This is a genomic window from Enterococcus sp. DIV1444a, from assembly GCF_051712125.1.
Classification (GTDB): domain Bacteria; phylum Bacillota; class Bacilli; order Lactobacillales; family Enterococcaceae; genus Enterococcus; species Enterococcus faecalis.
Genome location: NZ_JBIOOG010000001.1, coordinates 185,671 through 206,697 on the forward strand (window position 1 = coordinate 185,671; position 21,027 = coordinate 206,697).

Here is a 21,027-nt window from a genome sequence, read left to right on the forward strand (position 1 = left end):
ATAGATAAGAATGATTGAATTTGAAAAACCAAGAATCGAAAAAATTGATGAAAATAGAGATTATGGTAAGTTCGTCGTTGAACCATTAGAACGCGGTTACGGAACTACTTTAGGTAACTCTCTACGTCGTATTTTATTGTCTTCTTTACCAGGAGCTGCAATTACGAATATTCAAATCGATGGTGTTTTACACGAATTCTCAACCATTCCAGGTGTACGAGAAGACGTAACACAAATTATTTTGAATATTAAAGGCTTAGCATTGAAATTATATGCTGAAGAAGAGAAAACCCTTGAGATCGATATTACAGGACCCGCTACCGTGACTGCCGGCGATATTATCGTGGACAGTGATGTTGAGATCCTAAATAAAGATTTAGTTATCTGTAGTGTTGCTGAAGGAGCTACTTTCCATGCTCGCTTAACAGTGAAACCTGGTCGTGGCTATGTTCAAGCAGACGAAAACAAAAAAGAAGATATGCCAATCGGTGTACTTCCAGTTGATTCCATCTACACACCCGTTCGTCGTGTTAACTACCAAGTAGAAAATACACGTGTTGGTCGTCGTGATGATTTCGACAAATTAACAATGGAAATATGGACAGATGGTTCAATCATTCCTCAAGAAGCACTAAGTTTAGCTGCGAAAATCATGACTGAGCATTTAGATATCTTTGTAAACCTTACTGACGAAGCGAAAAACGCTGAAATCATGGTGGAAAAAGAAGAAACTCAAAAAGAGAAAATGCTAGAAATGACGATTGAAGAACTTGATTTATCAGTTCGTTCATATAACTGTTTAAAACGTGCAGGCATTAATACTGTACAAGAACTTACAAACAAATCCGAACCAGAAATGATCAAAGTACGTAATTTAGGTCGTAAATCTCTTGAAGAAGTAAAACTTAAATTGCATGATCTAGGATTAGGATTACGTAAGGACGATTAAGACTTTTACGAAGTTTCCAGTCCTGCTTAACAGCAGTGGCTCGTGAGAACAGAAACGAAGGAGGGAACCCAACGTGAGTTACCGTAAATTAGGACGCACATCAAGCCAACGTAAAGCTATGCTACGTGATATTACAACTGATTTAATCATCAACGAACGCATCGTAACTACTGAAGCTCGTGCGAAAGAAGTACGTTCAACTGTAGAAAAAATGATTACTTTAGGTAAACGTGGAGATCTTCATGCACGTCGTCAAGCAGCTACTTTCGTTCGTAATGAAGTTGCTAGTGTTCGTGAAGAAGATGAGTCTATCGTTGTTGAATCAGCTTTACAAAAGCTATTTAACGATTTAGGACCTCGTTTCGCGGAACGCCAAGGTGGTTACACTCGTATCTTGAAGACAGAACCAAGACGCGGCGATGCAGCACCAATGGTAGTTATCGAATTTGTTAAATAATTAATAAACCGATCACTTTATAGATGTTTCTTTTAGAGTGTTATGATGTTGGAGGCGACTCCGAGTCTAGCTCTGCTTTCCCTGCTAAAGATGGCTTTAGCAGGGGAGCACTCATCATATAAAGGTGATTTTTTTTTGCTTTGGGAAAACGCTGTTTTCTCAAAGCTTTTTTGTTTCTTAAAAGCATTGCAGAAGCTTTTGCGGTTTGTTATACTGATTATTAATTGGAATTTTCAGATAATTAAACAATCTGATTTAGTAGAAGGGGGAATTATATGACGCAAATGTTTGCTTTTTCGTTGCTGATGGTTATTTTATACATTGGTGATGTGGTTTCTATCAAAACAAAAGCTTGGATTCCATCTGTTTTTGTTTGTGGTGTTTTATTTATTCTTGGTTATTGGACTATTTTTCCACAAAATATTGTGGAAGTGGCAGGAATTCCTACAGTGGTGGCCACTTTATTAATGTATCTGTTGATTACTAATATGGGCACTTTGCTCTCTGTTAAAGAATTGGTTAATCAATGGAAAACGATTGTGATTGCTTTGTCAGGTATTCTGGGCATTATTGCCTTGTTGTTAGCTGTAGGGACTTTTGTTTTTGATTTAAAAACAGTTTTAGTTGCAATCCCGCCGTTAGTAGGAGGTTTAGTTTCTTCATTAGTAATGTCAGAAGCGGCTCAATCAGCTGGTTTAGCCTCACTTTCAGTTTTGGCAATTTTAATTTATGTCATTCAAGGGTTTGCAGGTTATCCCTTAACTTCAATTGTTCTAAAAAAAGAAGGAAAGCGGAAGCTTCAAGAATACCGAGCAGGCACATGGCAGCCGCTTCATGAACAAGAGGGGCAAGAAACAGGAGCAGAACCAGATGTGCCTAAACTATTTGAAAAAGTACCAAAACGATATCATACAGATTATTCACGAATTTTACGTTTAGCCTTAGTTGCCACACTCGCTTATTATGTTTCTGTGTGGACGGCACCGTTTGTGACGATTAGTCCTTTTGTGTTGTGTTTATGTTTTGGTGTGATTGCAACGTCTTTAGGCTTTTTAGAAAAGCAACCATTGCAGAAAGCAAATAGCTTTGGTTTTGCGATTTTAGGGTTAATGCTTTTTGTCTTTGATGGCTTAAAACAAGCCACACCTGAAATGTTGATGGATTTATTTTTACCAATGATTGGGATTATTGTGATTGGTGTTATCGGGATGTACATCTTTTCAGCAATTGTTGGTCGTATATTAGGTGTGAGTAAAGAGATGGCATTCGCTGTTTCGTTGACAGCTTTATATGGCTTTCCAGCCGATTATATTATTACTAATGAAGTGATTCAATCATTGACAGAAGATGAACAAGAACAGGCGGCTTTAACGAGCCATTTAATGCCACCGATGTTAGTGGCAGGTTTCGTAACAGTCACCATTGTTTCGGTTATTTTAGCGGGTATTTTTTCAAGTATTTTATTAAGTTTGTAGAAACGGGGCGTAAGTATGAAAAAAATCAAAGCACTAGTCAAACAGCATGCACAGGAAATGATTGCTTTTCGACGGGATTTACACCAACATCCAGAATTACAATTTGAAGAATTTCGAACGACAGAAAAAGTCACGGAAGTTCTTGATCAATTGGGAATTACTTATCGCAAAACAGAACCGACGGGTTTAATTGCTGAAATTGTGGGCGGCAAACCAGGCCGAGTGGTTGCGCTGCGGGCTGATATGGATGCCTTACCTGTACAGGAATTAAATGAAGATTTAGCTTATAAATCTTTAGAAGCTGGCAAGATGCATGCATGTGGGCATGATTCTCATACCGCGATGTTAGTAACAGCGGCTAAAGTATTAAAAGAAATTCAAGAAGAACTTCAGGGAACGGTACGGTTAATTTTTCAACCTTCTGAAGAGAATGCGCAAGGCGCTAAAGCAATGGTTGCGCAAGGCGCAATGACCGGTGTTGATGATGTATTTGGCTTACATATCTGGTCACAAATGCCTGTAGGAACCGCTTCGTGTCGAGTGGGCTCAAGTTTCGCATCCGCGGATATTTTTTCTGTTGATTTTAAAGGCCGTGGTGGCCATGGTGCGATGCCCAACGCTTGTATTGATGCGACAGTTATAGCTTCTTCTTTCGTGATGAATCTGCAAACGATTGTTTCTCGGGAGACAGATCCTTTAGATCCAGTAGTTGTCACGATTGGACGGATGGATGTGGGGACCCGTTTTAATGTGATTGCTGAGAATGCACGTTTAGAAGGAACCGTTCGTTGCTTTAGTGTAGCAACGCGTAATCGAGTAGAACAGGCGTTGCAACGCTATGCGGAACAAACAGCTGCTATCTACGGTGGGACGGCTTCGTTAGATTATCAATATGGAACGTTGCCAGTGATTAATGATGAGCAGGATGCCTTGTTTGCCCAAGCACTAATTAAGGAAAATTTTGGTGAAGCGGCCTTAAGACAAGAAGAGCCGACAACTGGTGGTGAAGACTTCAGTTATTATACTGAACATGCTTCTGGCTGTTTTGCCTTAGTGGGAAGTGGTAATCCAGAAAAAGATACGGAATGGGCACATCACCATGGTCGTTTTAATATTGATGAAGATGCGATGGCAATGGGTGCTGAGTTATATGCCCAATATGCGTTTGAATATTTGAAGACACATTTCTAAAAGAAAATCAGTAACTTCTTGTTTTATGAGAACAAGAACTATCTTATTAAAAGCATGTTAAATCAGTATATTTTAAGTGTATATTGTATATTGAATACCATAATGAATACCATACTATGAATTCATATACTTCAAAAAGATATTCGGTGTGTCTTTTTCTGCACTCTTAGTCACATGAGTGTAGATATCTAAAGTTGTTTTTATATCAGCGTGTCCTAATCGTTCTTGAACTTGTTTAATACTTGCCCCGGCTTCAAATAATAGAGATGAATGTGTATGTCTAAAAGAATGTACGGTTATTTGATATTCAGGATATTTATCAATAATCTCCTTTAAATAATTATGATAAAGAATTTCATTTTTTTGATTACTAAAGATAAGTTGTCTATCGTTAGACTTAACTCTTATTCCTCTAGAAAGAAGCAACTTTTTTTGTTTTAGTTTCCATATTTTAAGATAGTCTAGAGTTGGTGGGTCTATGGATATTTTTCTTTCGGAAGCTATCGTTTTTGTACTAGTAATTATTGGACCATCAATTAATGATGAGACACTCTTATTAATTGACAATGTTTCTTCCTGAAGATTAATATCTTCCCAAACTAGGGCTAGCAGCTCGCCTTTTCTTATCCCAGTAAAAGCCAATAATCTAAACATAACAAAAGACTGATATGTTTCATTAGACTGAATCACGGACAAAAGGTTATTCAATTGTTCCTTATCCAAGAATTTCTGTTCTTTTAATTTTGGAGGTGTTCTTTGTTTTCTAGGCATAATAATTCTATTCATTGGATTATCAGTTATTAAATGTTGATTAATAGCGAACCCAAAAACTTTTGAAGTATATATTTTTAAAGCCGAACAACTACGAGATGTAGAAAACCACTCGTTAACTGCGTTTTGACAAAAGGCAGGGGTTATTTTGTTTATTTTAAGTTCTCCGAAAATTGGTAGTATCTGTTTAACAAAATAATACTCAACTCTTTGAGCAGTGCTTTTTTTTACACTATTTACATATTGAGCATACCAAAGCTCATAAACATCTTTAAAACGACTGTAATCCTGTTTAACGAAACTACCATTCTCAATCTCTAGTTGCAACTGTGCAAGCGCTAATTTCGCTTCTTTCTGTGTTCTAAACCCGCGTCTTGTAGTGCGCTTACTTTTACCAGTTAATGGATCAATGCCTAAATATGCGTTAAACATATAGGCAGTTGATCCATCTTTTTTTGTGTATTTTTTGATATTAGCCACGTTAATCAGCTCCTCGAATATATGTTCTTACTGATTGAAAAAGAAAAGCCCGAAGGCTAGTCTTTCATTTTATTTACTAATTCATTTCCGCTGGCAAGAAGATAAATAAGGGAGGCGCCAGAATCTTTTTGCCCATCCCATTCATAAATAGTTTTAACTCTGCCATACTTCTTGTCTTTAGTAGTAGTAATCCATAATTTTTTCCCATTAATCTCATTCACTGCTACATTCCAAGAATCTGGTCCTTGATAAGTTAGGTCTATACTTCTATCTTCACATTCTTGTTGAGTATAGGCTACAAGTAAATCTTTTTGTTTTTCTGAAGGCTCATTTTGGCTAAGTGAGCTATCAGAAACATTCTTGCCTTCTTGTTTTTGACTACATGCTGTTAAAAACAGGAAAGCGATAGCTACCAAAAACAAATTTCTCAATAATCTTTTCATATTATCTCCCTACAATATTTCCGTAGATAGTAAGAGCAATATACATTACTATACTAAATAAGAGAAATATCCACTTTGTTTTTTTTGAAAATTTCTTTTGATATATATCTTGAACCAACAAAACACAAAAAATGACGAAAAAAATTAACGAAGTTAATAAGATTGTTATCTCCATTGTGACCTCCTATAAATAATATTTAAGATATATTAATCTTTATCAGGCGTAACCACCTTACCAATAATTCTAATTTCTTCACATTTCAGAACTCTATCATCATATTTTTTGTTAATAGACCTCAATATGATACGTTCATTTTCGTAGTCCTTAATAAGCTTCTTACATGTAACCCCGTCACCATCGATCTCTACGATTGCGATTTCGCCATTTTCAACATCACATTGTTTCTTATAAAAAACAATGCTCCCATTTTTTATTAACGGTTCCATCGAATCACCTTGGATATAAATAGCGCAATCAGCATTATCTGGTACATGAGCGAATGATTGCTGTTCAATATCTATGTCGCCATATTCTAATACAGCAGGATTTGCTGCGGACTTACCGACAAGAGGAATAACTTTATTATTGATTGTTTCTTGTTCGTGTAGTTGTTTTTCAGCATAATTGTAGACTTTTTCTTTTCTAGGTGGTTCTAGTTTTTTGTAGATTGTTTCTATAAAATTGTTTTCTTTTGATTTTTGAGTTGCCGGGAATAGGTCGTTTATGGAAATTTCTAATACTCTTGCCAGTTCAAATAGCATATCCTGCTGAGGAGAACGATAACCAGTTTCATAATTAGATATTGTAGCTTTTTTTGTACCTAAACGATTCGCTAATTCTTCTTGGGTCATTTTTCTTTTAACTCGGTAAAATTTTATTCTATTACCTATATATTGAGATAAATTTTCTACTTTGATTTCAGTCACCTCCCTTAACCTAAGTTTATATTACCTCAAAAAAACTTTGGGTGCAACAAAAAAATACACGAAAAGCAAACTTTATTATTGACTTTAGTTTGCGTTTCGTGTACCATGGATTTATAGATAACGAAGGGAGGAACTAATAATGCAATGGAATTTATATAAAATCAGAAAAGAAGCAGGGGATACACAAAAAGAATTAGCCGAATTAATAGGTGTCAGCGAAGAAAGCTATCGTCTTAAAGAAAAAGGAAATAATCAATTTAAAAGTAACGAAATGTTTATAATCGCTGCTCATTACGGAAAAAATATGGAGGAAATTTTTTTGCCTACCAAGTACACGAAGAGCAAACAACTGGCGTAGGAGGTAATCACAATGCCAATTGTGATCGGAAGAATCAGCTTAAAAAATCATCATAGGAGGTACGAAAATGAACGTTAATGACAAAGAAAATAAAATAACCATTCCCGTGAATAATGGTGTGTGGGAATGGTCGTTACATGGTTTTGGATTTAAGAAAGATTAAACTCAAAACGGTTAGGGCTAATTTCTTTTAACGGATAATTTGTATAGTAGGTTACTTTACCTTCGGCGACACCCGAAACTACCAATACACATACTCCGTTTGAGTATTCAATGAAACTTCCTTTAAATGATGAAGTGTTAATGATATTGTGCTTCGCATCTTCATCACTTTGCACAAAGGGTGTTTCGATAAAATGACCGTTGTCTTTAAAATGGTACTCATGTTTTAATTCGCTATTGATATTCATAATAATTCACCTCACTTTCTAGATGAATTATATCATACAAGCAACATAGGAGGTGGCTCAGATGCCAATAATTGAAGTAACGGAATATGAACAAATGATGCTCCTTGGTTGGCGTGGAATGGCTCAGACCACAAAAGAGGAAGCGTTAAAAGAAACAGAAGAAACTTACTTCGCTAAATCAAAGCAAACGTTTTTCACGTTGCAGGAACTTGCAGACAAGTGGGGATGTTCAAAAGGACACGTTCATCGAATATTGAAAAAGTATAACGTTGAGCCTATTGGTAAGCGAGGGAAAGAAAACGAATACGATGGTAGTCAAGCAGAAGAAGTAAAAGCTATTCATGATGGTAAGGTGATTTATCAAGATAAGCTTAACTGGAAAATGCGAGCAATGTAACAAATACAAGCAAACTAATTAAGGAGGAAACAGAACATGAAGATAACAATCGAAGGAACTGAGCAAGAAATAAAAAATATCCTCTCAACTATCGGAAGTAGTCAAGAGGATAAAAACAGTAATAGTATCACTGGACTGTTCTTAAACGGGCAAAAGATTATTTAAAATCTCTTGTCATAGCTTCTAGAGAAGCTTCATATAATTTTTTGTACTCAAGATAAACATCAAAAACAATATCTTCACCATTTTGGTTTCGTTGTTGAATTATTGATCTTGCAAAAGGCAATGACGCAATAGCCAAATCATGAGCACGTTGTTCGTTAGTTAAAGACATATTTTTCACCTCGCTTTCAAAATAATTATACCAGAAAGGAAACAAACAAAATGACAAATTTAGTAATTATGAAAGACCAACAAGCGGTCACAAGTAGTTTACAAGTTGCTGAAACTTTCGGAAAAGAACATAGAGCTGTTTTAAAAGCAATTGATGATTTGAAAGAGGGGCTTGCACAAAAATATGCAGACCTATTTTGTGAAGACACTTATATTCATCCACAAAACAAACAGGCTTACCGTGTTGTTTATATGAATCGAGATGGATTTACGCTAGCGGTATTAGGTTTTAATAACACTCAAAAAGTGTTGGAATTCAAACTGAAATATATTGAGGCTTTTAATCAAATGGAAAAAGAAATTCAACAGCCCAAACTACCAACTTCCAAAAGAGAACTAGCAATGCTTGCTTTATCAGCAAACGAAGAAACAAATGAGCGTGTAGATGTAATAGAAAAAGAAGTAGCCGACTTAAAAGACAATCAAAAAATCGGTGCAGATGATTATAGCTACTTATCACGTCGAGTTCATCAACGAGTAGCAGAAGTTGCAAGAGGATTTGGGAAAATCACAAAGGAACAGCGTGGCAAGTTATACAAAGATATTAATTCAGGTATTAAGCAAATCACCGGCGTGGGGACTCGATCACAATTAAGGGAAAAACATTATCCAATCGTAATTGAATATATCAATGACTGGGAGCCGTCCACAGCCACAAAAACAGTTGTAAGACAAATGAGTTTAGACTTAAACGACATAGCGTAGGGAGGTTAGCATGTCCTACAACGAAGAACAGCAAAAATGGATATATGAACAAATCCAAGCTGAACGCCGCATGATTCAAATAGACAGAGAAGCATTAAAGAAATCTGGCAGACTGACGGATAAGGAATTATCGAGGATGCAAAGCGAGTTGGAATTTTTACGTGAAATGGAGCTAGAAAATAAAGTTCAAAGATTGTAAGAAAGGGGAAAATGAAGATGAATAAAAAAGGTTTAGCAGCTCTATCGGCAAATCCGCTTTATAGAGCAAGACGTGTACAAGCAATCTGCTATGCAAGTGTGTTACTGAATATTACTTTACTTGCTTGTTTAGCGGGTGTAATGCTATGTCGATAAACAAAAAAGCGACTCAAGCCGGCAAGCAGTAAGTCGCAAAAATAATCTGATGAATTAAATTATAACACATACTAGGAGGAAAAAACGAATGAAGAACAAGCAAGTTTTACTAAGTGAAATAAACGAAGGCGCATTGCAAGAGCAATTCAACCATGTAATGCATACCGTCGTCGAAAATATTCTTGACCCTAATACTGATGCAACTAAAAAACGGCAGATAACCATTACGTTAGATATTAAGCCTAATGAGTATCGAGAAGATTTTGTTATGAACGCTGTCGTTAAATCTAAACTGGTCCCTAGAGATGAAGTTACATCACGGGTACTAATTGGACGAGATGAAAAGGGAAAACTTGTAGCGAATGAGTTGAAAAGTGGACAACGAGGACAAACCTATTTCGATCCAGAAGATTCAGAGTTAAAGGATGACCAGGGCACACCTATTACAAAACTAGAACATTCAAATATTAAAAAATTTAAACAAAACTAGGAGGAAACTAAGATGGCAGAAGATTTAAGAGAAGCATTGAAGTATGCAGTTGAGTTACGAGATGGGCAAGAAGTTATTTATTTGGAAAAAGGGAAAACCTTTTATGACAAAAATAAAGCGCACTTAGAAGAACTTACGCCAATTAAGCGTGCAGAAACGTTAATCGTAAATTCGCTCTCAGGGTTAGTAGGGTATCTGAAATCAAATTTTGAGAAGTACAAAGGTGGTTTAGGTCTCTTGATTCATATTGATGGGCCAACAAAAGTTAGTGTTTTATCTAGACTAGACGAAGACCGAAAGAGAGAAAGTTTAATTGAAGCAAATCTATTATTGGATAAGTTTCCTTATCGACGATTCATGGATTCGGAAGATTTTATTATCAATGTTCAATCACTCATCCAACGAGATTTGGACGCATCAGCGATTCTTGCCTGTGCAAGTTCAATTAGAATTGAAGGTGGGGGTGACCTGACCGATAACGGTATCTCGCAACAAGTAACGGTAAAAGAAGGTGCCGCTACATTAACAAAAGCAGAAGTGCCAAGCCCGGCTGAATTACGACCGTACAGAACGTTTTTAGAAGTAGAACAACCGGCTAGCCCATTTGTATTTAGAATTAATAAACGAGGCGAATGCGCATTGTTTGAAGCTGATGGAGGACTATGGAAGAACGAAGCGGTTGAAAGTATTTTAAATTATCTAACTGGTGAATTAGAAACAGAAATTAAAGAGGGTCATGTTGTCATTATTGGCTAAATAAAAAAGACCAGCAAGGATAGCCGTCCTTGTTGGTCAACAAAACAAATTATAGTAACCATATTATAACATATATGGTTTTGGAGGGAAAGCAATGATTGATATTACCGGATTAAACGATTCAATTCATGAAAATATGTTGGCATACGAACAAAATGAAGTAGTTAAAGCCATCCACACAGCTTCAAGCTATGGACAAACGAGCGTAGTGGTCCGTAAAAGAGGACTTACACATCAGTTTAGAGCCTCTTTAGAACTTGAGGGAATTGACATTTTAGATCACAAGGACGACACAAAAGCTAAACTAGTATGGGAGTGGTAGTATGCCTGAATTTGATTCATTAGGAGCAAGACAAGAGCCCCCAAAAGAAAAAGAAGTGTTAGAGCCAACATGGGAAGTTGACGAGGAGGAAGACGAATGACCTTAGAGGAATTGACAAGACATCTTGAACAGCTTGAACAAGAAAAAGGCTTGAAATATAAAGAGTACACGCGAAAAATAATGGAATTACAGGCAGCTAGAGAGACTGTTGACAAAGAATACCAACAAGAGATTGAAACGTTAAAAACGTTAATTTTAGAGCAAATGGGAGAAGATGGAAAAGTAGAAACAGAGAGTTTTGTTTTAACCAAGAAACAACCAAACTTGTCTCGCCCAGCCAATTATAAATTACAGTTACCAAAAGACAAGGAAGAAAAAGAACCGTTTATTCAATATCTAAGACAAGAACATCCAGGACTTATTAAAGAAGCGACGGAATATAAACCTATCCAGAATGACTTCAAGAAATTAATTGCTGATGGCGTCTTCCATTTAACAGAGGACAATCAAGTCATTGATGATAATGGATGTATTATCCCCAATTTAAAAGTAAATGTAAAAGGCGTTGAAGTGAAAGTGAAGGTGAAAAAAGGATGACAACAGAAATTACGACAAAAAATAGTTCCATGGATATGATCATGGATGCAAACCTTGAAAAAGTAACGCAACAACTACAGGCAATCGCAAACTTTCAAACAGTCGTACAAAACAATTTGAAGAGCGGACAAGACTTTGGTGTAATTCCGGGAACAAATAAGCCTACTCTATTAAAACCAGGAGCCGAAAAAATTCAGATGTTGTTTGGAGTAACAAGCGAATACGAAGAAATTGAACGGATTCAAGATTATGATAAAGGTTTCTTCGCCTATACGATCAAGTGTACCCTTTCGAAAAACGGACAGAAAATCACGGAAGGGATGGGGCATTGTAACACGAAAGAGAAAAAATATATTAAGCAAGACCCATTCACTTTGGCCAATACCTGCCTGAAAATGGCGAAAAAACGAGCACAAATTGATGCTACGCTAACGATTGCTAGTTTATCTGAAGTGTTTACTCAGGATATGGAAGATTTACAAGACTTCGCTAAGCGTGAACAAATAGAAACGATGAATACAGGGGATGCATCGTCAACCAAAGTAACGTTTGGTAAACATAAAGGAAAAACATTAGGCGAAATCAAGCAAGAAGATAAAGGCTATCTTAAGTGGTTGAAAGAGAATGCGAAAGATGATGCGATGAAGCAAGCCGCGGCAATGGTTTTGGCTGAAGCCGAAACACAATCAACAAATGATTATGCAAATAAACCAACTAGCGAACGTGCTGGAGAACATCAATTAGAAGTCATTGAGCAATTCATTCAAACCATTAGCCAGAAACAGGGCTTGTCAGAAGAAGTGTTTATGAAAGAGCGCCAATTAGGTGGCTACAAAAACTACAATAAAGAGCAAGCAGAGCGTTGTATCGCTTACCTAAAGGAAATGGAATTACCAGCAGAACAAGAAAGCCTGTTTGATGATTCAAATCCTCCTTTTAATGGAAAAGAAATTGATATCTCTAACGATGATTTACCATTTTAATTGCAAATAAATAGAGAGGGTATTTTTCCCTCTCATCCAAGGAGGTGCGATGATGGACTATATTAAGCAGATTTTAGCGTTTGACGATTATTTAATGTACAACCAGGGACTTTCATCTGGACAAATTGCTTTATGGCGCGCATTGATGAGCATAAACAATAAAACAAGATGGAGTGAGTGGTTTACGGCAAGTAATCAAACGCTCGAAACTCTAGCTGGTCTTTCACGCCAAGGAATAAATAAAAATCGAAATGTATTAAAACAACTAGGATTAATTGATTTTCAAACCAATGGAAGAAAAGCAACTTCTTACCATATATGTAAACTTTATACATCAGATAGTGTACAAGATAGTTTACAAGAAGATGTACGTAAACTTTCTACGTCAAATAGTTTACAAGAGAGTGTACAAGACAGTTTACAAAGTAGTAGCGCAACAGTAGCGGAAAAGTGTACAACACAGTTGCGCAACAGTAGCACATTATATAAACATAAACAAAACATAAATATAAACAAAAACATAAATGATCATCAAGATGACCTCGGAGTGTACGAGTTTATTCAGCAAGCTTGGAAAAAAGCACCTACAGGACTTTTACAAGGCGCACTAGGTCCATGGATCAAAGAATGGGGACCAGAGTTGGTTTTGTATGCATTCAAGCTAGCTTATGAAAACAGTGTGGAAATGCAAGGATTGAAAAAATATGTGCAAGCCATCCTGAACAATTGGACGAAACGTGACATAAAAACACTCGAGGATGCTGAAAAAGCGCGGAAAATGTTTGAAGAGCAAAAAAAAGCTGGACGCAGCGGCTATCAAAAGAAACCAGTTAGGGAAGAAAAATTGCCAAATTGGGAAGGTATGCAAGAAGACGTGCCTCTTTCTGACGAAGAACAGGCTAATTTAGAACGGCAAATGCAAGAACTATTAGGAGGATGAAAACATGGATGAATTAGTTAAACTAGTGGAAGAATGGGCAAGAGAAAAAAATTTAGATATCGCAGAACCTGAAAAGCAAATGTTAAAAGTGATTGAAGAAGTGGGAGAAGTCGCAGCAGCATTAGCAAGAAATAACAAAAATGATTTAAGGGATGGTATCGGTGATGTTGTTGTGACACTAGTCATTCTCGCTATGCAAAATGATATGGATTTATACGAATGTCTGAACCAAGCGTATAACGAGATTAAAGATCGTAAAGGGAAAAATGTTAATGGTGTGTTCGTTAAAGAAGCCGACTTGTAAGGCTGAGGTGGTAGAAATGCGAATTAGTCTACCGATTGAGCCAAAGCCACAAAGTCGTCCGAGATTCGCTAGACGTGGAAATTATGTTCAAACCTACGAAGATCGAGCGATGAAAGAATACAAAAATCAAGTAAAGAATTATCTTCGTAAATCAAGAGCAAAGTTGATTGAAAAAGGACCAATTTTCGCACATGTGACGTTTTATATCCATCCGCCTAAATCTGCCCTGAGCAATAAACAGAAACGGTTAGACGTGAAATCAGAGCGCAAATATTGCGACAAAAAACCAGACCTCGATAATTATTTCAAAGCAGTCACAGATGCTGCTGAAGGCATTTTGTACAAAAATGATGGTCAAATAGCTGTGATGGTATGTCAAAAGCTCTATAGCTTAAATCCACGAACAGAAATTGAAATCATGAGATTGGAGGGGGAATAATGGCAAACAATATACTCAAAGCAAAAAAACAAGCCATTCGACATAAAATTCTTTCTCTGACAGGCGACGACGATACTTGGATGAACAATCCAGAAATCGTGAGAGAGGTCCAGCGGTTGTCTACGTTATTAAATTCTGATCGCATAGGTGATAAGCGACCATTGCCAAGGCTAGATCCTGATAAGCTGACGAAAGAAGAATACCAACGCTTGTTGGATTTGGGCTATCAAGTAAAAGACATTAAGAAAGCCCTAGGGCTAGGCACAACAACCTTTCAAAATTGGCGAATGGCGAATGAAATAGAAAATAAAATTAAGAGAAAACAAAATAACAAAGTAGAGGAGAACAAGCACATGAAATTTAACATCAATACAGCAAGTTTATTATTACCAGGAACATTTGGAGCAGAAGGAAAAGAGTGTATTACGATTTCAAAAAGTGGACTAGCTTTGAGCGGTCCAGTTGTGAGACGACTAAATAAACCTGAATGGGTCCAATTGTATTTAGATGAATCTAGATTAGCATTGTTCGTCATTCCGTGTGAAGCGACAGACGAAGGCGCTAGAAGTTGTGTAAATCCTAAATCAAACAGGAAAGCAGGTTACCGAAAAAGCTGGTCAGGGAGCATTTTAGAGAAGGTAGCTAAAGCCAGTGGAATGGATATTGAGAATTATCGTTACCATGTTGAACCAGAAGAAGTAGAAGGGTATCCGACAGCATTAGGCTTTGATTTAACAAAGGCGGTAAAAAATTAATGGGTAAAAAACGTTCGAAGATAAAAAAGAAAAACCGCAGACTGAAAGAAAAAGCTATCGCAAACGGCACATACAATAAGCGAGGTAAAAACGATGACGTGCATAAAATGCAAGGGAGAACGAGTTGTCTGGACGAAGGATAAATACGGACATGCGAAAGCTAAACCGTGCCCAGTATGTAATCGTGAAGGAAATGATGTCAGGAACGAATTAAAAACACTAAAAAAATAACAGAGGAGGTATGGAGGTTTGGTCGACCACAAAGAATTCTTTACTCCTTTGAAATTATGAAAAAAATACTTGATGCTTGCTGTGGTAGCAGAATGTTTTGGTTTGATAAGCAAAACGAACAAGTTTTGTTTATGGACAACAGAGCACATTACGAAAAATTAGACAGTGGACACTTCATCGATGTTAATCCTAATCTAGTTGCAGATTTTAGAAATATGCCGTTTGATGATAATTCGTTCTATCATGTTGTATTTGATCCTCCGCATTTATTGAGGTGTGGCAATAACAGCTGGTTGGCCAAAAAATATGGCAAGTTAAACGGGAAAACTTGGAAAGAAGATATACAAAAAGGTTTTCGTGAGTGTATGAGGGTTTTGAAGCCCAATGGGACGTTAGTTTTTAAGTGGAATGAGGACCAAATCAAGCTATCTGAAATATTAAGCATAATTGATTATAAGCCGTTATACGGAAATAAAAGAGCAAAAACGCACTGGTTAGTGTTCATGAAAGTGAGCGAAGAATGAATGGCTAAATATATTAATGAACGACCTAAATTTTCAAAAAAAGAAGGTTACGATGCTGAAAAGCAGTATATAGATAATTTCATTATTTTTCACAAATTTGTGAAAGACATAGCGTATGCGCATTTTGTAACGGATAACTACAGCGCTGTTGTTCTAGCAGATGAAATCAAACATCTTCTAGCAGATTTTGAAAATCAGCAAGAAAAATTATTAGAAGAGATTACTAAAAACGAAAGAGTGAACATTTAGAAAGCGACTGAAGAAAATGATCCCAAAAATAGAAGTATGGATGCATGATATGTCCGTTGGCTATCCTGTGTGGTTTGAAGTAGATTCAATTGATTATCTAGAAAATTCGTTTGTTATAGTGGATGAATTTGGAAATCCGCTTGAGTCTTCTGGTGAAGGTCGTTTATTTAGAGTGAAAACTGAGGAGGAGAAACACATGAAATTTTACGAAATTAAAGAACCTTATTTTGCATTAATCGCTGCTGAAGATGAAAAACAATGTTTAAAACTTTACAAGGATATTGTTTGCGAAGTAGAAGACGAAAAAGAATTTTTCGATGATATGAAAACAATTGATAAATACGAAGCGTTTAAAATACTTGCTAAAAGTCATACTGAAGAGGGTGACAAGACTGGCGCAGAAGAAGCTTTCAATCAATTGGAAAATCTTGAAGAAAACGGCGAAGTATTGTTAATCGGTGGTAGCTTGCTTTAGGAGGGACAGAGATGAATAAACAAGAATTGATTGATAACTTAGAAAGTTTATCGATTGTAAAAGTAAGCAAATCTGACTACCACGAAGGCTTTTGTGAAGGCGTTTGTGCTTCACTCAATTTAGCGAAGAAATTAGACGAACCGAAAAAAGTCGTCGTGCCGCCAATTATTGATAAGTTTATTAGAGAAAATGAAGACCCTATTTATGAAATATGCTCGTGGGCAGATCATTACGGTAGCGATGGTAGAACATGTGAAGATTCTGAATTATCAGCAGTAATTAATTGGTATGGAAAAAATAGTAATGATTTTTATCAAGCTGTAATTAACGGCTACGAAGTCAAGGAAGAACCACTTTATTATGTGAAATTACCAGAAATTGGTTATTTGAATAATGCAGACGGTGGGATAAAGCATACTGAACAAGAAATCAAAGCAATTGACGAGCGTTATTGGCCATTTGCTGTGATGGTGGAGGGCAAAAAATAAAAAGCCGGATTCCTCCGACCGTTGGTAATATTCCTGACACGAATATTATACCACATGGGGGGAGTCAAGGCTATGACGTTGGTACCTGAAATTGATTACAAAAAAACAAAAGATAAAGTTCGTAGATTATTAAAAAATTGTCGAAGCCTACAACGAATGAGTGGTGTAAAAGTACATTTGCAATCTCCTATATTATCTGATATGCCACGACATCATAGTAACAGAAATAATGCTGAGGAAAGCATGGTTCATTTATTTAGAAATACGTCTAAGGCATCAATTGACGCAGCTAAACAACGTAGAGAGCAAGTCAGAGCGATAGAACATACGTTAAAATCGTTGCCTGATGTCTCGAGAGAAATATTATACTATTCCTATTGTGTACCGAATCCATACAGCATGGCTAAGCTAAGTAGAATAATAAAAGTGTATCGTGAAAACGAGTTTGGCCAAGTGGAAGAGATAAGCTACAGCATTAAAAATATTGAGAAGCTAAAAGACAATGCATTAATTGAATTTGCGGAAGCCTATCATTACGAAAATTTGATAGTTCAAAAAAATTAGGGTTTTTTTAGGGATTATTTAGGGTTTTTAACTCGAAAACCGGTGTATTATGGTAGTATCGAAAGTCAAAGAAATGGACACATTACACACTTTCTCGTTTAGTCACCGTTTACTTTGTCTTTCGATGGTCACTTGCAGACTATACTTTAAAAAAAAGTGAGGTGAAATTCCTCTCTTATTTTTCTACAAGTTTGCAAGTGACACAAATAGTTATAAATATTTATAAACAAATAAAGAAAATATTTCTTTATTTGGAGTAAATGCATAAACTATATAAAAGAATGGAGATGTTTCAATGAAACCTGTTATTAGTCCCTTAGCTACGCCATACCAATTTGAAAGTTTTGTAAATCCAGGTGATGACCGTTGGAATAGTCGAGATGGAGCAGAAATTACGACAGTAGTGATCCACCATATGGCAATGACCGATTACGACGCTGTGCCAGAAGTGTGGAGAGAGCGAGAAGCGTCTGCACACTACGGGATTGGTCCAAAAGGAGAGATTCGAGCTTACGTAGGCGAAGAGAAAAGAGCATGGCATGCTGGAAAAGCTAATTCTTATTCTATTGGCATCGAAAACTGTAATATTTCGAGAGAACCTAAATGGGAAGTAAGCGATGCAACTGTAGATTCATTAGTCAAATTAATTAAGGATATTAACAAACGGTACAACAGAAAAATGAAAATTGTGGGTCACCAATGTGCAGAGGGAAACTCTCCTGAAAGCACTCAATGTCCAGGTCCATCATTGATTCCTAGATTAGAAGAAATTATTCGAAGAGTTAATGAGGTATAACAAACTAAGCTGCATGTTTATGCAGCTTTTTTTATTCAAAAATACCTTCGTCTCCTGTCGTGCCAATAATTAAATTAAGTTTTGAAAGGAAATCACGTAATGTTAAAACAAAATTATAATGGATTAAGTAAAGACGAATTGATCAGCATCATTGAACAGCAACGTTTGGAATTGATTCAAAAAGATGCTGTGTGTAAAGAATACAAAAAGCATTTGGAACAAGTAATTGAGTATCACTCAGTAGAGAATTATAGATTAATCGTACAAAAAAATAGAGAAGCAGATAAAACCGCTCCTCAATTTAATTAACCTTTGTGGCATGAATAGCAACAATAAAAGCAACCGTCAAAATTTTTTGTGGGATATTCTCTATTAGCTCTAGAGATGGCATCTTTACAGTTATCTTCTAATCCGAGAAAGGTCCTGTTCAAAACGTCAGGTAAATATTTACATTCTTCAGTATGAACTTCATGACGATTGTGATTATCGGTATTATTGTTAAAAAAATAAAATGGCATACTATTCACCTCCTTATTTTAGATTATACATATTGTATTATATTTCACAATGAGGAAGTGGCACTTCAATGGAATATAGCTCAGTAGGTAGAGCATACGACTGTTAATCGTAGGGTCATGAGTTCGAGTCTCGTTATTCTAGTAAGTAGCATAAGCTGCTTAAATAAATTAGGAAACATCAATAGATGTTTCTACCCTTCACGAAGAGGCATCCGCTTGCGGGGTGTCTCTTTTATAAGCAAAAAAACCGCTAACAACGAAGAATTAGCGGCTAGGCAGTTATAGTAAGACTTGTTGATAGAATTTTAAATCGCAAAATCTAAATTCATCACAAAGGAGTTCCTGCCTGTAAAAATTCTAACAAATATAAAAAAATTGTAAAACATTTATATGTTTGTTTTTTACATTAATTGCAATCGAGCTTCAGATGATGAGTTAGTAACTATATTTACTGAACAACAAAAAAACCACCAGTGAAATTAATCATGGGTGGTTAGGTAGCTAGTACGATATGAGGATAATTAGTGTGAAAAAAGCTTTATATAGTATGTCGCTACCCGTAAATAAATTATAGCAAATCATTCGTTAATTGTCTTGTCTGATGCATATAAAAACCGCTAGTGGTGACATACTAGCGGTTAGGTAGCAAATTGTGTGTCTTTTCATTGAATTATGAATTACATGAGGTGCTGATAAAAATAAAAGGAGTTGCTACCTAGTAGAATTATAACAAATAACAATAAAGAATAAAAGAGATTGCCTTGATGGCTTCTTTTTTGTTTGGAGGGAATGAAGGATGGATAATTATTGGTACATATCCCTGAACCACCATTATCCGAAACCCATGAAAAACCAACATAAACGGGTAGTAATGTCGGTGCAGATTAAGAAGGCATATTCCATCATTGAAATGACACGAGAAGCTACACCACAAGAAATTGAATATTGCAAGTTGGTATATTGCGGTCATGGGTGTTGGAATGACAAGCATGTACAAGAGAATATAAGGAGAGTGAGTTATCATGAATGACTTTAATGAAGCTATATTGGAACTTAGAGTTCCTAGTGTATTGGCTGATGTTTATAAGAAAGCAATTGAAAGAGAACATAGTCGCTATTGGGTAAAGAATACTTTACGAAACGGTGAAGGTAAAGTAGTCAAAGAAGAAGTAAAACCCGTGTGGAGCGGAAATTATTGTCATGTGAATATCATAAACGACTTATCATCTAATCAATCAATCTTGACAATTACACTGTTGTCTCATACGTTGCCTAATCTGAAAGACACAGTGAATTGGTATTCTAAAAATGGCGCCACATTGAAGGAGAAAAACTATGAATAGACAAGAGGAGTTAACAAAATTACAAACAGAGATTATTAATTTATTTGCTAACCATCACCTAACTACTAAAGAAATAGGTGCGCTGCTTACAGTTATTATGCAAAACATGCTTATTCAACCGATGAATGTAAAAGTGTTGGAAAAAATTAATGTTGATGCAGAGTCACTTACCTTCGAACAAGTAACGTTGTTTCAAAGAATTCTAGCTGAAGAATATTATAAGGAAATAATTAATCATGGACAATCAGACAATTAAATGGTTAAGAAAGCTAATTGACGATAATCGTATGATTCCTTTCTATAAATCAAAGGAATGGCGAAAGATTAGGCTAGAAGCATTGAAGCGTGATAACTACGAATGCCAAGAATGCAAACGTAAAGGGAAATACAGTAGAGCGCAGAATGTGCATCATATTAAAGAAGTAAAGCTGTATCCTGAGAAAGCATTAGAACTAAATAATTTAGAGAGCATCTGTATTGTTTGTCATAACAAAGAGCACAATCGATTTGGAACATACGGAAATAAAAATAAGATAAAGCAGTTCGCTAATTTCGATAGTAAGGAGTGTTGGTAATGTTAATTGAAGATAATGGTAGAAGTTACAACACTGAGGAAATGCTGATCATTGCTAGTAAGAAAGACCGAGATAGTATAGAGCGAGATATTTATTCTTCGTTTAAGCGATTAGCTTACCTACGCTATACACAGGTAAGAGATGTAGTGAACGATAATCGTTGTCATAAGCTGAAACCAAGCGATGTAAAAGAACGATTAGATGTTGAAAAAGTACAAAAGTATTTTGATTATTCAAGAGAAGAAATATTTTTTTATATTCAATTTGCGACAGACTACCTGAAAATTGTTCAGTAGCCCCCCTTCAAAACTTTTGAACTCTTTCTGGGGGAACGGGAAACGGGAAGGGGTCATCGGAAAAAATATTTT

37 protein-coding genes and 1 tRNA gene are annotated in these 21,027 nt (G+C 36.1%); 33 read left to right on the forward strand and 5 right to left on the reverse strand.

The features are described from left to right. The first annotated feature begins 10 nt into the window (after positions 1-10). The 5 genes from IGI87_RS00940 to IGI87_RS00960 all read left to right on the forward strand — a co-directional run bounded on the left by IGI87_RS00940 (position 11) and on the right by IGI87_RS00960 (position 4,072). Complete coding sequence (locus tag IGI87_RS00940; protein WP_002356227.1) at positions 11-949, forward strand: DNA-directed RNA polymerase subunit alpha; 939 nt, start codon at positions 11-13, stop codon at positions 947-949. 73 nt (positions 950-1,022) lie between these two features. Then, positions 1,023-1,406: a 50S ribosomal protein L17 gene (gene rplQ / locus IGI87_RS00945; protein ID WP_002356228.1), complete on the forward strand. Its 384-nt coding sequence runs from the start codon at positions 1,023-1,025 to the stop codon at positions 1,404-1,406. A gap of 45 nt (positions 1,407-1,451) precedes the next feature. Then, positions 1,452-1,685, forward strand: a complete 234-nt coding sequence (locus tag IGI87_RS00950; RefSeq protein WP_104855118.1) for a hypothetical protein — start codon at positions 1,452-1,454, stop codon at positions 1,683-1,685. Next, positions 1,682-2,881, forward strand: coding sequence for a hypothetical protein (locus IGI87_RS00955; RefSeq protein WP_438736038.1), 1,200 nt, complete (start codon positions 1,682-1,684; stop codon positions 2,879-2,881). Before IGI87_RS00950 ends, IGI87_RS00955 begins: the two co-directional genes overlap by 4 nt. Positions 2,882-2,896: 15 nt before the next feature. Next, positions 2,897-4,072, forward strand: a complete 1,176-nt coding sequence (locus IGI87_RS00960) for an amidohydrolase (protein ID WP_438736039.1) — start codon at positions 2,897-2,899, stop codon at positions 4,070-4,072. Positions 4,073-4,186: 114 nt separating this feature from the next. On the opposite strand, the gene IGI87_RS00965 is transcribed toward IGI87_RS00960, so the two are convergent. The 3 genes from IGI87_RS00965 to IGI87_RS00975 form a co-directional block, all read right to left on the reverse strand. Next, on the reverse strand, positions 4,187-5,323 hold the full coding sequence (locus tag IGI87_RS00965; RefSeq protein WP_438736041.1) for a tyrosine-type recombinase/integrase: 1,137 nt from the start codon (positions 5,321-5,323) through the stop codon (positions 4,187-4,189). Between the two features lie 56 nt (positions 5,324-5,379). Continuing rightward, positions 5,380-5,766, reverse strand: a complete 387-nt coding sequence (locus tag IGI87_RS00970) for a hypothetical protein (protein ID WP_438736042.1) — start codon at positions 5,764-5,766, stop codon at positions 5,380-5,382. 207 nt (positions 5,767-5,973) lie between these two features. Continuing rightward, entirely contained in the window at positions 5,974-6,693 is a 720-nt protein-coding gene (locus IGI87_RS00975) for an XRE family transcriptional regulator (RefSeq protein WP_438736043.1), read from the reverse strand. A gap of 139 nt (positions 6,694-6,832) precedes the next feature. On the opposite strand from IGI87_RS00975, the gene IGI87_RS00980 reads away from it, so the two are divergent. Beyond that, the gene (locus tag IGI87_RS00980; protein ID WP_438736044.1) at positions 6,833-7,051 is read left to right on the forward strand and encodes a helix-turn-helix transcriptional regulator; all 219 of its coding nucleotides are present in this window, start codon (positions 6,833-6,835) and stop codon (positions 7,049-7,051) included. Positions 7,052-7,200: 149 nt separating this feature from the next. Here IGI87_RS00980 and IGI87_RS00985 read toward each other — a convergent pair whose 3' ends face one another. Beyond that, positions 7,201-7,461, reverse strand: a complete 261-nt coding sequence (locus tag IGI87_RS00985; RefSeq protein ID WP_438736045.1) for a hypothetical protein — start codon at positions 7,459-7,461, stop codon at positions 7,201-7,203. Between the two features lie 61 nt (positions 7,462-7,522). Here IGI87_RS00985 and IGI87_RS00990 point away from each other — a divergent pair, with 61 nt between their 5' ends. Both IGI87_RS00990 and IGI87_RS00995 read left to right on the forward strand, forming a co-directional pair. Beyond that, a complete protein-coding gene (locus IGI87_RS00990; protein ID WP_438736047.1) occupies positions 7,523-7,858 on the forward strand; it encodes a MarR family transcriptional regulator in 336 nt (111 codons plus the stop codon). Between the two features lie 36 nt (positions 7,859-7,894). Continuing rightward, complete coding sequence (locus IGI87_RS00995) at positions 7,895-8,023, forward strand: hypothetical protein (protein WP_438736048.1); 129 nt, start codon at positions 7,895-7,897, stop codon at positions 8,021-8,023. Here the strand turns inward: IGI87_RS00995 and IGI87_RS01000 are convergent. Further along, complete coding sequence (locus IGI87_RS01000) at positions 8,016-8,192, reverse strand: hypothetical protein (protein ID WP_438736049.1); 177 nt, start codon at positions 8,190-8,192, stop codon at positions 8,016-8,018. The genes IGI87_RS00995 and IGI87_RS01000 overlap by 8 nt on opposite strands. A 50-nt stretch (positions 8,193-8,242) precedes the next feature. On the opposite strand from IGI87_RS01000, the gene IGI87_RS01005 reads away from it, so the two are divergent. From IGI87_RS01005 to IGI87_RS01125, 25 genes are all read left to right on the forward strand, one after another. After that, complete coding sequence (locus tag IGI87_RS01005; protein ID WP_438736050.1) at positions 8,243-8,956, forward strand: Rha family transcriptional regulator; 714 nt, start codon at positions 8,243-8,245, stop codon at positions 8,954-8,956. Between the two features lie 10 nt (positions 8,957-8,966). Further along, a complete protein-coding gene (locus IGI87_RS01010; protein ID WP_438736051.1) occupies positions 8,967-9,155 on the forward strand; it encodes a hypothetical protein in 189 nt (62 codons plus the stop codon). 243 nt (positions 9,156-9,398) lie between these two features. Then, the gene (locus IGI87_RS01015) at positions 9,399-9,800 is read left to right on the forward strand and encodes a hypothetical protein (protein WP_438736052.1); all 402 of its coding nucleotides are present in this window, start codon (positions 9,399-9,401) and stop codon (positions 9,798-9,800) included. 12 nt (positions 9,801-9,812) lie between these two features. Then, positions 9,813-10,556: a hypothetical protein gene (locus tag IGI87_RS01020; protein WP_438736053.1), complete on the forward strand. Its 744-nt coding sequence runs from the start codon at positions 9,813-9,815 to the stop codon at positions 10,554-10,556. Between the two features lie 94 nt (positions 10,557-10,650). Further along, entirely contained in the window at positions 10,651-10,878 is a 228-nt protein-coding gene (locus tag IGI87_RS01025) for a hypothetical protein (protein WP_142666252.1), read from the forward strand. 96 nt (positions 10,879-10,974) lie between these two features. Further along, positions 10,975-11,475 (forward strand): hypothetical protein, encoded by a 501-nt coding sequence (locus IGI87_RS01030; protein ID WP_438736054.1) that lies wholly within the window; start codon positions 10,975-10,977, stop codon positions 11,473-11,475. Further along, a complete protein-coding gene (locus IGI87_RS01035) occupies positions 11,472-12,458 on the forward strand; it encodes a hypothetical protein (protein WP_074653926.1) in 987 nt (328 codons plus the stop codon). The genes IGI87_RS01030 and IGI87_RS01035 overlap by 4 nt, the downstream gene beginning before the upstream one ends. 52 nt (positions 12,459-12,510) lie before the next feature. Further along, positions 12,511-13,398, forward strand: a complete 888-nt coding sequence (locus IGI87_RS01040; protein ID WP_438736055.1) for a DnaD domain protein — start codon at positions 12,511-12,513, stop codon at positions 13,396-13,398. A 4-nt stretch (positions 13,399-13,402) separates the two neighbouring features. Next, a complete protein-coding gene (locus IGI87_RS01045) occupies positions 13,403-13,702 on the forward strand; it encodes a MazG-like family protein (RefSeq protein ID WP_173973544.1) in 300 nt (99 codons plus the stop codon). Between the two features lie 7 nt (positions 13,703-13,709). Then, the gene (locus IGI87_RS01050) at positions 13,710-14,141 is read left to right on the forward strand and encodes a RusA family crossover junction endodeoxyribonuclease (protein WP_438736056.1); all 432 of its coding nucleotides are present in this window, start codon (positions 13,710-13,712) and stop codon (positions 14,139-14,141) included. Then, complete coding sequence (locus IGI87_RS01055) at positions 14,141-14,896, forward strand: hypothetical protein (protein ID WP_438736058.1); 756 nt, start codon at positions 14,141-14,143, stop codon at positions 14,894-14,896. The genes IGI87_RS01050 and IGI87_RS01055 overlap by 1 nt, the downstream gene beginning before the upstream one ends. After that, the gene (locus IGI87_RS01060; protein ID WP_438736059.1) at positions 14,896-15,039 is read left to right on the forward strand and encodes a hypothetical protein; all 144 of its coding nucleotides are present in this window, start codon (positions 14,896-14,898) and stop codon (positions 15,037-15,039) included. Before IGI87_RS01055 ends, IGI87_RS01060 begins: the two co-directional genes overlap by 1 nt. A gap of 144 nt (positions 15,040-15,183) precedes the next feature. After that, positions 15,184-15,651: a class I SAM-dependent methyltransferase gene (locus IGI87_RS01065; RefSeq protein WP_438736060.1), complete on the forward strand. Its 468-nt coding sequence runs from the start codon at positions 15,184-15,186 to the stop codon at positions 15,649-15,651. Then, a complete protein-coding gene (locus tag IGI87_RS01070) occupies positions 15,652-15,900 on the forward strand; it encodes a hypothetical protein (protein WP_438736061.1) in 249 nt (82 codons plus the stop codon). A 16-nt stretch (positions 15,901-15,916) separates the two neighbouring features. Next, positions 15,917-16,375 (forward strand): hypothetical protein, encoded by a 459-nt coding sequence (locus IGI87_RS01075; protein WP_438736063.1) that lies wholly within the window; start codon positions 15,917-15,919, stop codon positions 16,373-16,375. 11 nt (positions 16,376-16,386) lie between these two features. Next, positions 16,387-16,863 carry a DUF1642 domain-containing protein gene (locus IGI87_RS01080; protein ID WP_438736064.1) on the forward strand — a complete coding sequence of 159 codons (477 nt, stop codon included), beginning with the start codon at positions 16,387-16,389 and terminating at the stop codon, positions 16,861-16,863. Positions 16,864-16,935: 72 nt separating this feature from the next. Next, complete coding sequence (locus IGI87_RS01085; protein ID WP_438736065.1) at positions 16,936-17,427, forward strand: ArpU family phage packaging/lysis transcriptional regulator; 492 nt, start codon at positions 16,936-16,938, stop codon at positions 17,425-17,427. A 295-nt stretch (positions 17,428-17,722) separates the two neighbouring features. After that, positions 17,723-18,223 (forward strand): peptidoglycan recognition protein family protein, encoded by a 501-nt coding sequence (locus IGI87_RS01090; protein ID WP_438736066.1) that lies wholly within the window; start codon positions 17,723-17,725, stop codon positions 18,221-18,223. A gap of 99 nt (positions 18,224-18,322) precedes the next feature. Beyond that, entirely contained in the window at positions 18,323-18,532 is a 210-nt protein-coding gene (locus IGI87_RS01095; RefSeq protein ID WP_438736068.1) for a hypothetical protein, read from the forward strand. Positions 18,533-18,810: 278 nt separating this feature from the next. Continuing rightward, a tRNA-Asn gene (locus IGI87_RS01100) sits at positions 18,811-18,883 on the forward strand. Between the two features lie 654 nt (positions 18,884-19,537). Continuing rightward, a complete protein-coding gene (locus IGI87_RS01105) occupies positions 19,538-19,771 on the forward strand; it encodes a hypothetical protein (RefSeq protein WP_438736069.1) in 234 nt (77 codons plus the stop codon). After that, positions 19,764-20,084, forward strand: coding sequence for a hypothetical protein (locus tag IGI87_RS01110; protein WP_139926640.1), 321 nt, complete (start codon positions 19,764-19,766; stop codon positions 20,082-20,084). Before IGI87_RS01105 ends, IGI87_RS01110 begins: the two co-directional genes overlap by 8 nt. Next, positions 20,077-20,340: a hypothetical protein gene (locus tag IGI87_RS01115; RefSeq protein WP_438736070.1), complete on the forward strand. Its 264-nt coding sequence runs from the start codon at positions 20,077-20,079 to the stop codon at positions 20,338-20,340. Before IGI87_RS01110 ends, IGI87_RS01115 begins: the two co-directional genes overlap by 8 nt. After that, on the forward strand, positions 20,321-20,659 hold the full coding sequence (locus IGI87_RS01120) for an HNH endonuclease (RefSeq protein ID WP_010783985.1): 339 nt from the start codon (positions 20,321-20,323) through the stop codon (positions 20,657-20,659). Before IGI87_RS01115 ends, IGI87_RS01120 begins: the two co-directional genes overlap by 20 nt. Beyond that, the gene (locus tag IGI87_RS01125; protein ID WP_010783986.1) at positions 20,659-20,955 is read left to right on the forward strand and encodes a hypothetical protein; all 297 of its coding nucleotides are present in this window, start codon (positions 20,659-20,661) and stop codon (positions 20,953-20,955) included. The genes IGI87_RS01120 and IGI87_RS01125 overlap by 1 nt, the downstream gene beginning before the upstream one ends. Positions 20,956-21,027: the final 72 nt, after the last annotated feature.

What these genes read in the sequence shown, in the direction of transcription:
- IGI87_RS01030 (WP_438736054.1), top strand. Translation starts at nt 10,975, where the DNA reads ATGACCTTAGAGGAATTGACAAGACATCTTGAACAGCTTGAACAAGAA.
- IGI87_RS01090 (WP_438736066.1), top strand. Translation starts at nt 17,723, where the DNA reads ATGAAACCTGTTATTAGTCCCTTAGCTACGCCATACCAATTTGAAAGT.
- IGI87_RS01020 (WP_438736053.1), top strand. Translation starts at nt 9,813, where the DNA reads ATGGCAGAAGATTTAAGAGAAGCATTGAAGTATGCAGTTGAGTTACGA.
- IGI87_RS01115 (WP_438736070.1), top strand. Translation starts at nt 20,077, where the DNA reads ATGAATAGACAAGAGGAGTTAACAAAATTACAAACAGAGATTATTAAT.
- IGI87_RS01055 (WP_438736058.1), top strand. Translation starts at nt 14,141, where the DNA reads ATGGCAAACAATATACTCAAAGCAAAAAAACAAGCCATTCGACATAAA.
- IGI87_RS01040 (WP_438736055.1), top strand. Translation starts at nt 12,511, where the DNA reads ATGGACTATATTAAGCAGATTTTAGCGTTTGACGATTATTTAATGTAC.
- IGI87_RS01010 (WP_438736051.1), top strand. Translation starts at nt 8,967, where the DNA reads ATGTCCTACAACGAAGAACAGCAAAAATGGATATATGAACAAATCCAA.
- IGI87_RS01060 (WP_438736059.1), top strand. Translation starts at nt 14,896, where the DNA reads ATGGGTAAAAAACGTTCGAAGATAAAAAAGAAAAACCGCAGACTGAAA.
- IGI87_RS00990 (WP_438736047.1), top strand. Translation starts at nt 7,523, where the DNA reads ATGCCAATAATTGAAGTAACGGAATATGAACAAATGATGCTCCTTGGT.
- IGI87_RS01005 (WP_438736050.1), top strand. Translation starts at nt 8,243, where the DNA reads ATGACAAATTTAGTAATTATGAAAGACCAACAAGCGGTCACAAGTAGT.
- IGI87_RS00985 (WP_438736045.1), bottom strand. Translation starts at nt 7,461, where the DNA reads ATGAATATCAATAGCGAATTAAAACATGAGTACCATTTTAAAGACAAC.
- IGI87_RS00955 (WP_438736038.1), top strand. Translation starts at nt 1,682, where the DNA reads ATGACGCAAATGTTTGCTTTTTCGTTGCTGATGGTTATTTTATACATT.
- IGI87_RS01070 (WP_438736061.1), top strand. Translation starts at nt 15,652, where the DNA reads ATGGCTAAATATATTAATGAACGACCTAAATTTTCAAAAAAAGAAGGT.
- IGI87_RS00970 (WP_438736042.1), bottom strand. Translation starts at nt 5,766, where the DNA reads ATGAAAAGATTATTGAGAAATTTGTTTTTGGTAGCTATCGCTTTCCTG.
- IGI87_RS01080 (WP_438736064.1), top strand. Translation starts at nt 16,387, where the DNA reads ATGAATAAACAAGAATTGATTGATAACTTAGAAAGTTTATCGATTGTA.
- IGI87_RS01065 (WP_438736060.1), top strand. Translation starts at nt 15,184, where the DNA reads ATGAAAAAAATACTTGATGCTTGCTGTGGTAGCAGAATGTTTTGGTTT.
- IGI87_RS00960 (WP_438736039.1), top strand. Translation starts at nt 2,897, where the DNA reads ATGAAAAAAATCAAAGCACTAGTCAAACAGCATGCACAGGAAATGATT.
- IGI87_RS01105 (WP_438736069.1), top strand. Translation starts at nt 19,538, where the DNA reads ATGGATAATTATTGGTACATATCCCTGAACCACCATTATCCGAAACCC.
- IGI87_RS01075 (WP_438736063.1), top strand. Translation starts at nt 15,917, where the DNA reads ATGATCCCAAAAATAGAAGTATGGATGCATGATATGTCCGTTGGCTAT.
- IGI87_RS00995 (WP_438736048.1), top strand. Translation starts at nt 7,895, where the DNA reads ATGAAGATAACAATCGAAGGAACTGAGCAAGAAATAAAAAATATCCTC.
- IGI87_RS01120 (WP_010783985.1), top strand. Translation starts at nt 20,321, where the DNA reads ATGGACAATCAGACAATTAAATGGTTAAGAAAGCTAATTGACGATAAT.
- IGI87_RS01125 (WP_010783986.1), top strand. Translation starts at nt 20,659, where the DNA reads ATGTTAATTGAAGATAATGGTAGAAGTTACAACACTGAGGAAATGCTG.
- IGI87_RS00950 (WP_104855118.1), top strand. Translation starts at nt 1,452, where the DNA reads ATGTTGGAGGCGACTCCGAGTCTAGCTCTGCTTTCCCTGCTAAAGATG.
- IGI87_RS01110 (WP_139926640.1), top strand. Translation starts at nt 19,764, where the DNA reads ATGAATGACTTTAATGAAGCTATATTGGAACTTAGAGTTCCTAGTGTA.
- IGI87_RS00980 (WP_438736044.1), top strand. Translation starts at nt 6,833, where the DNA reads ATGCAATGGAATTTATATAAAATCAGAAAAGAAGCAGGGGATACACAA.
- IGI87_RS01015 (WP_438736052.1), top strand. Translation starts at nt 9,399, where the DNA reads ATGAAGAACAAGCAAGTTTTACTAAGTGAAATAAACGAAGGCGCATTG.
- IGI87_RS01000 (WP_438736049.1), bottom strand. Translation starts at nt 8,192, where the DNA reads ATGTCTTTAACTAACGAACAACGTGCTCATGATTTGGCTATTGCGTCA.
- IGI87_RS01035 (WP_074653926.1), top strand. Translation starts at nt 11,472, where the DNA reads ATGACAACAGAAATTACGACAAAAAATAGTTCCATGGATATGATCATG.
- IGI87_RS01025 (WP_142666252.1), top strand. Translation starts at nt 10,651, where the DNA reads ATGATTGATATTACCGGATTAAACGATTCAATTCATGAAAATATGTTG.
- IGI87_RS00940 (WP_002356227.1), top strand. Translation starts at nt 11, where the DNA reads ATGATTGAATTTGAAAAACCAAGAATCGAAAAAATTGATGAAAATAGA.
- IGI87_RS01085 (WP_438736065.1), top strand. Translation starts at nt 16,936, where the DNA reads ATGACGTTGGTACCTGAAATTGATTACAAAAAAACAAAAGATAAAGTT.
- IGI87_RS01045 (WP_173973544.1), top strand. Translation starts at nt 13,403, where the DNA reads ATGGATGAATTAGTTAAACTAGTGGAAGAATGGGCAAGAGAAAAAAAT.
- IGI87_RS01095 (WP_438736068.1), top strand. Translation starts at nt 18,323, where the DNA reads ATGTTAAAACAAAATTATAATGGATTAAGTAAAGACGAATTGATCAGC.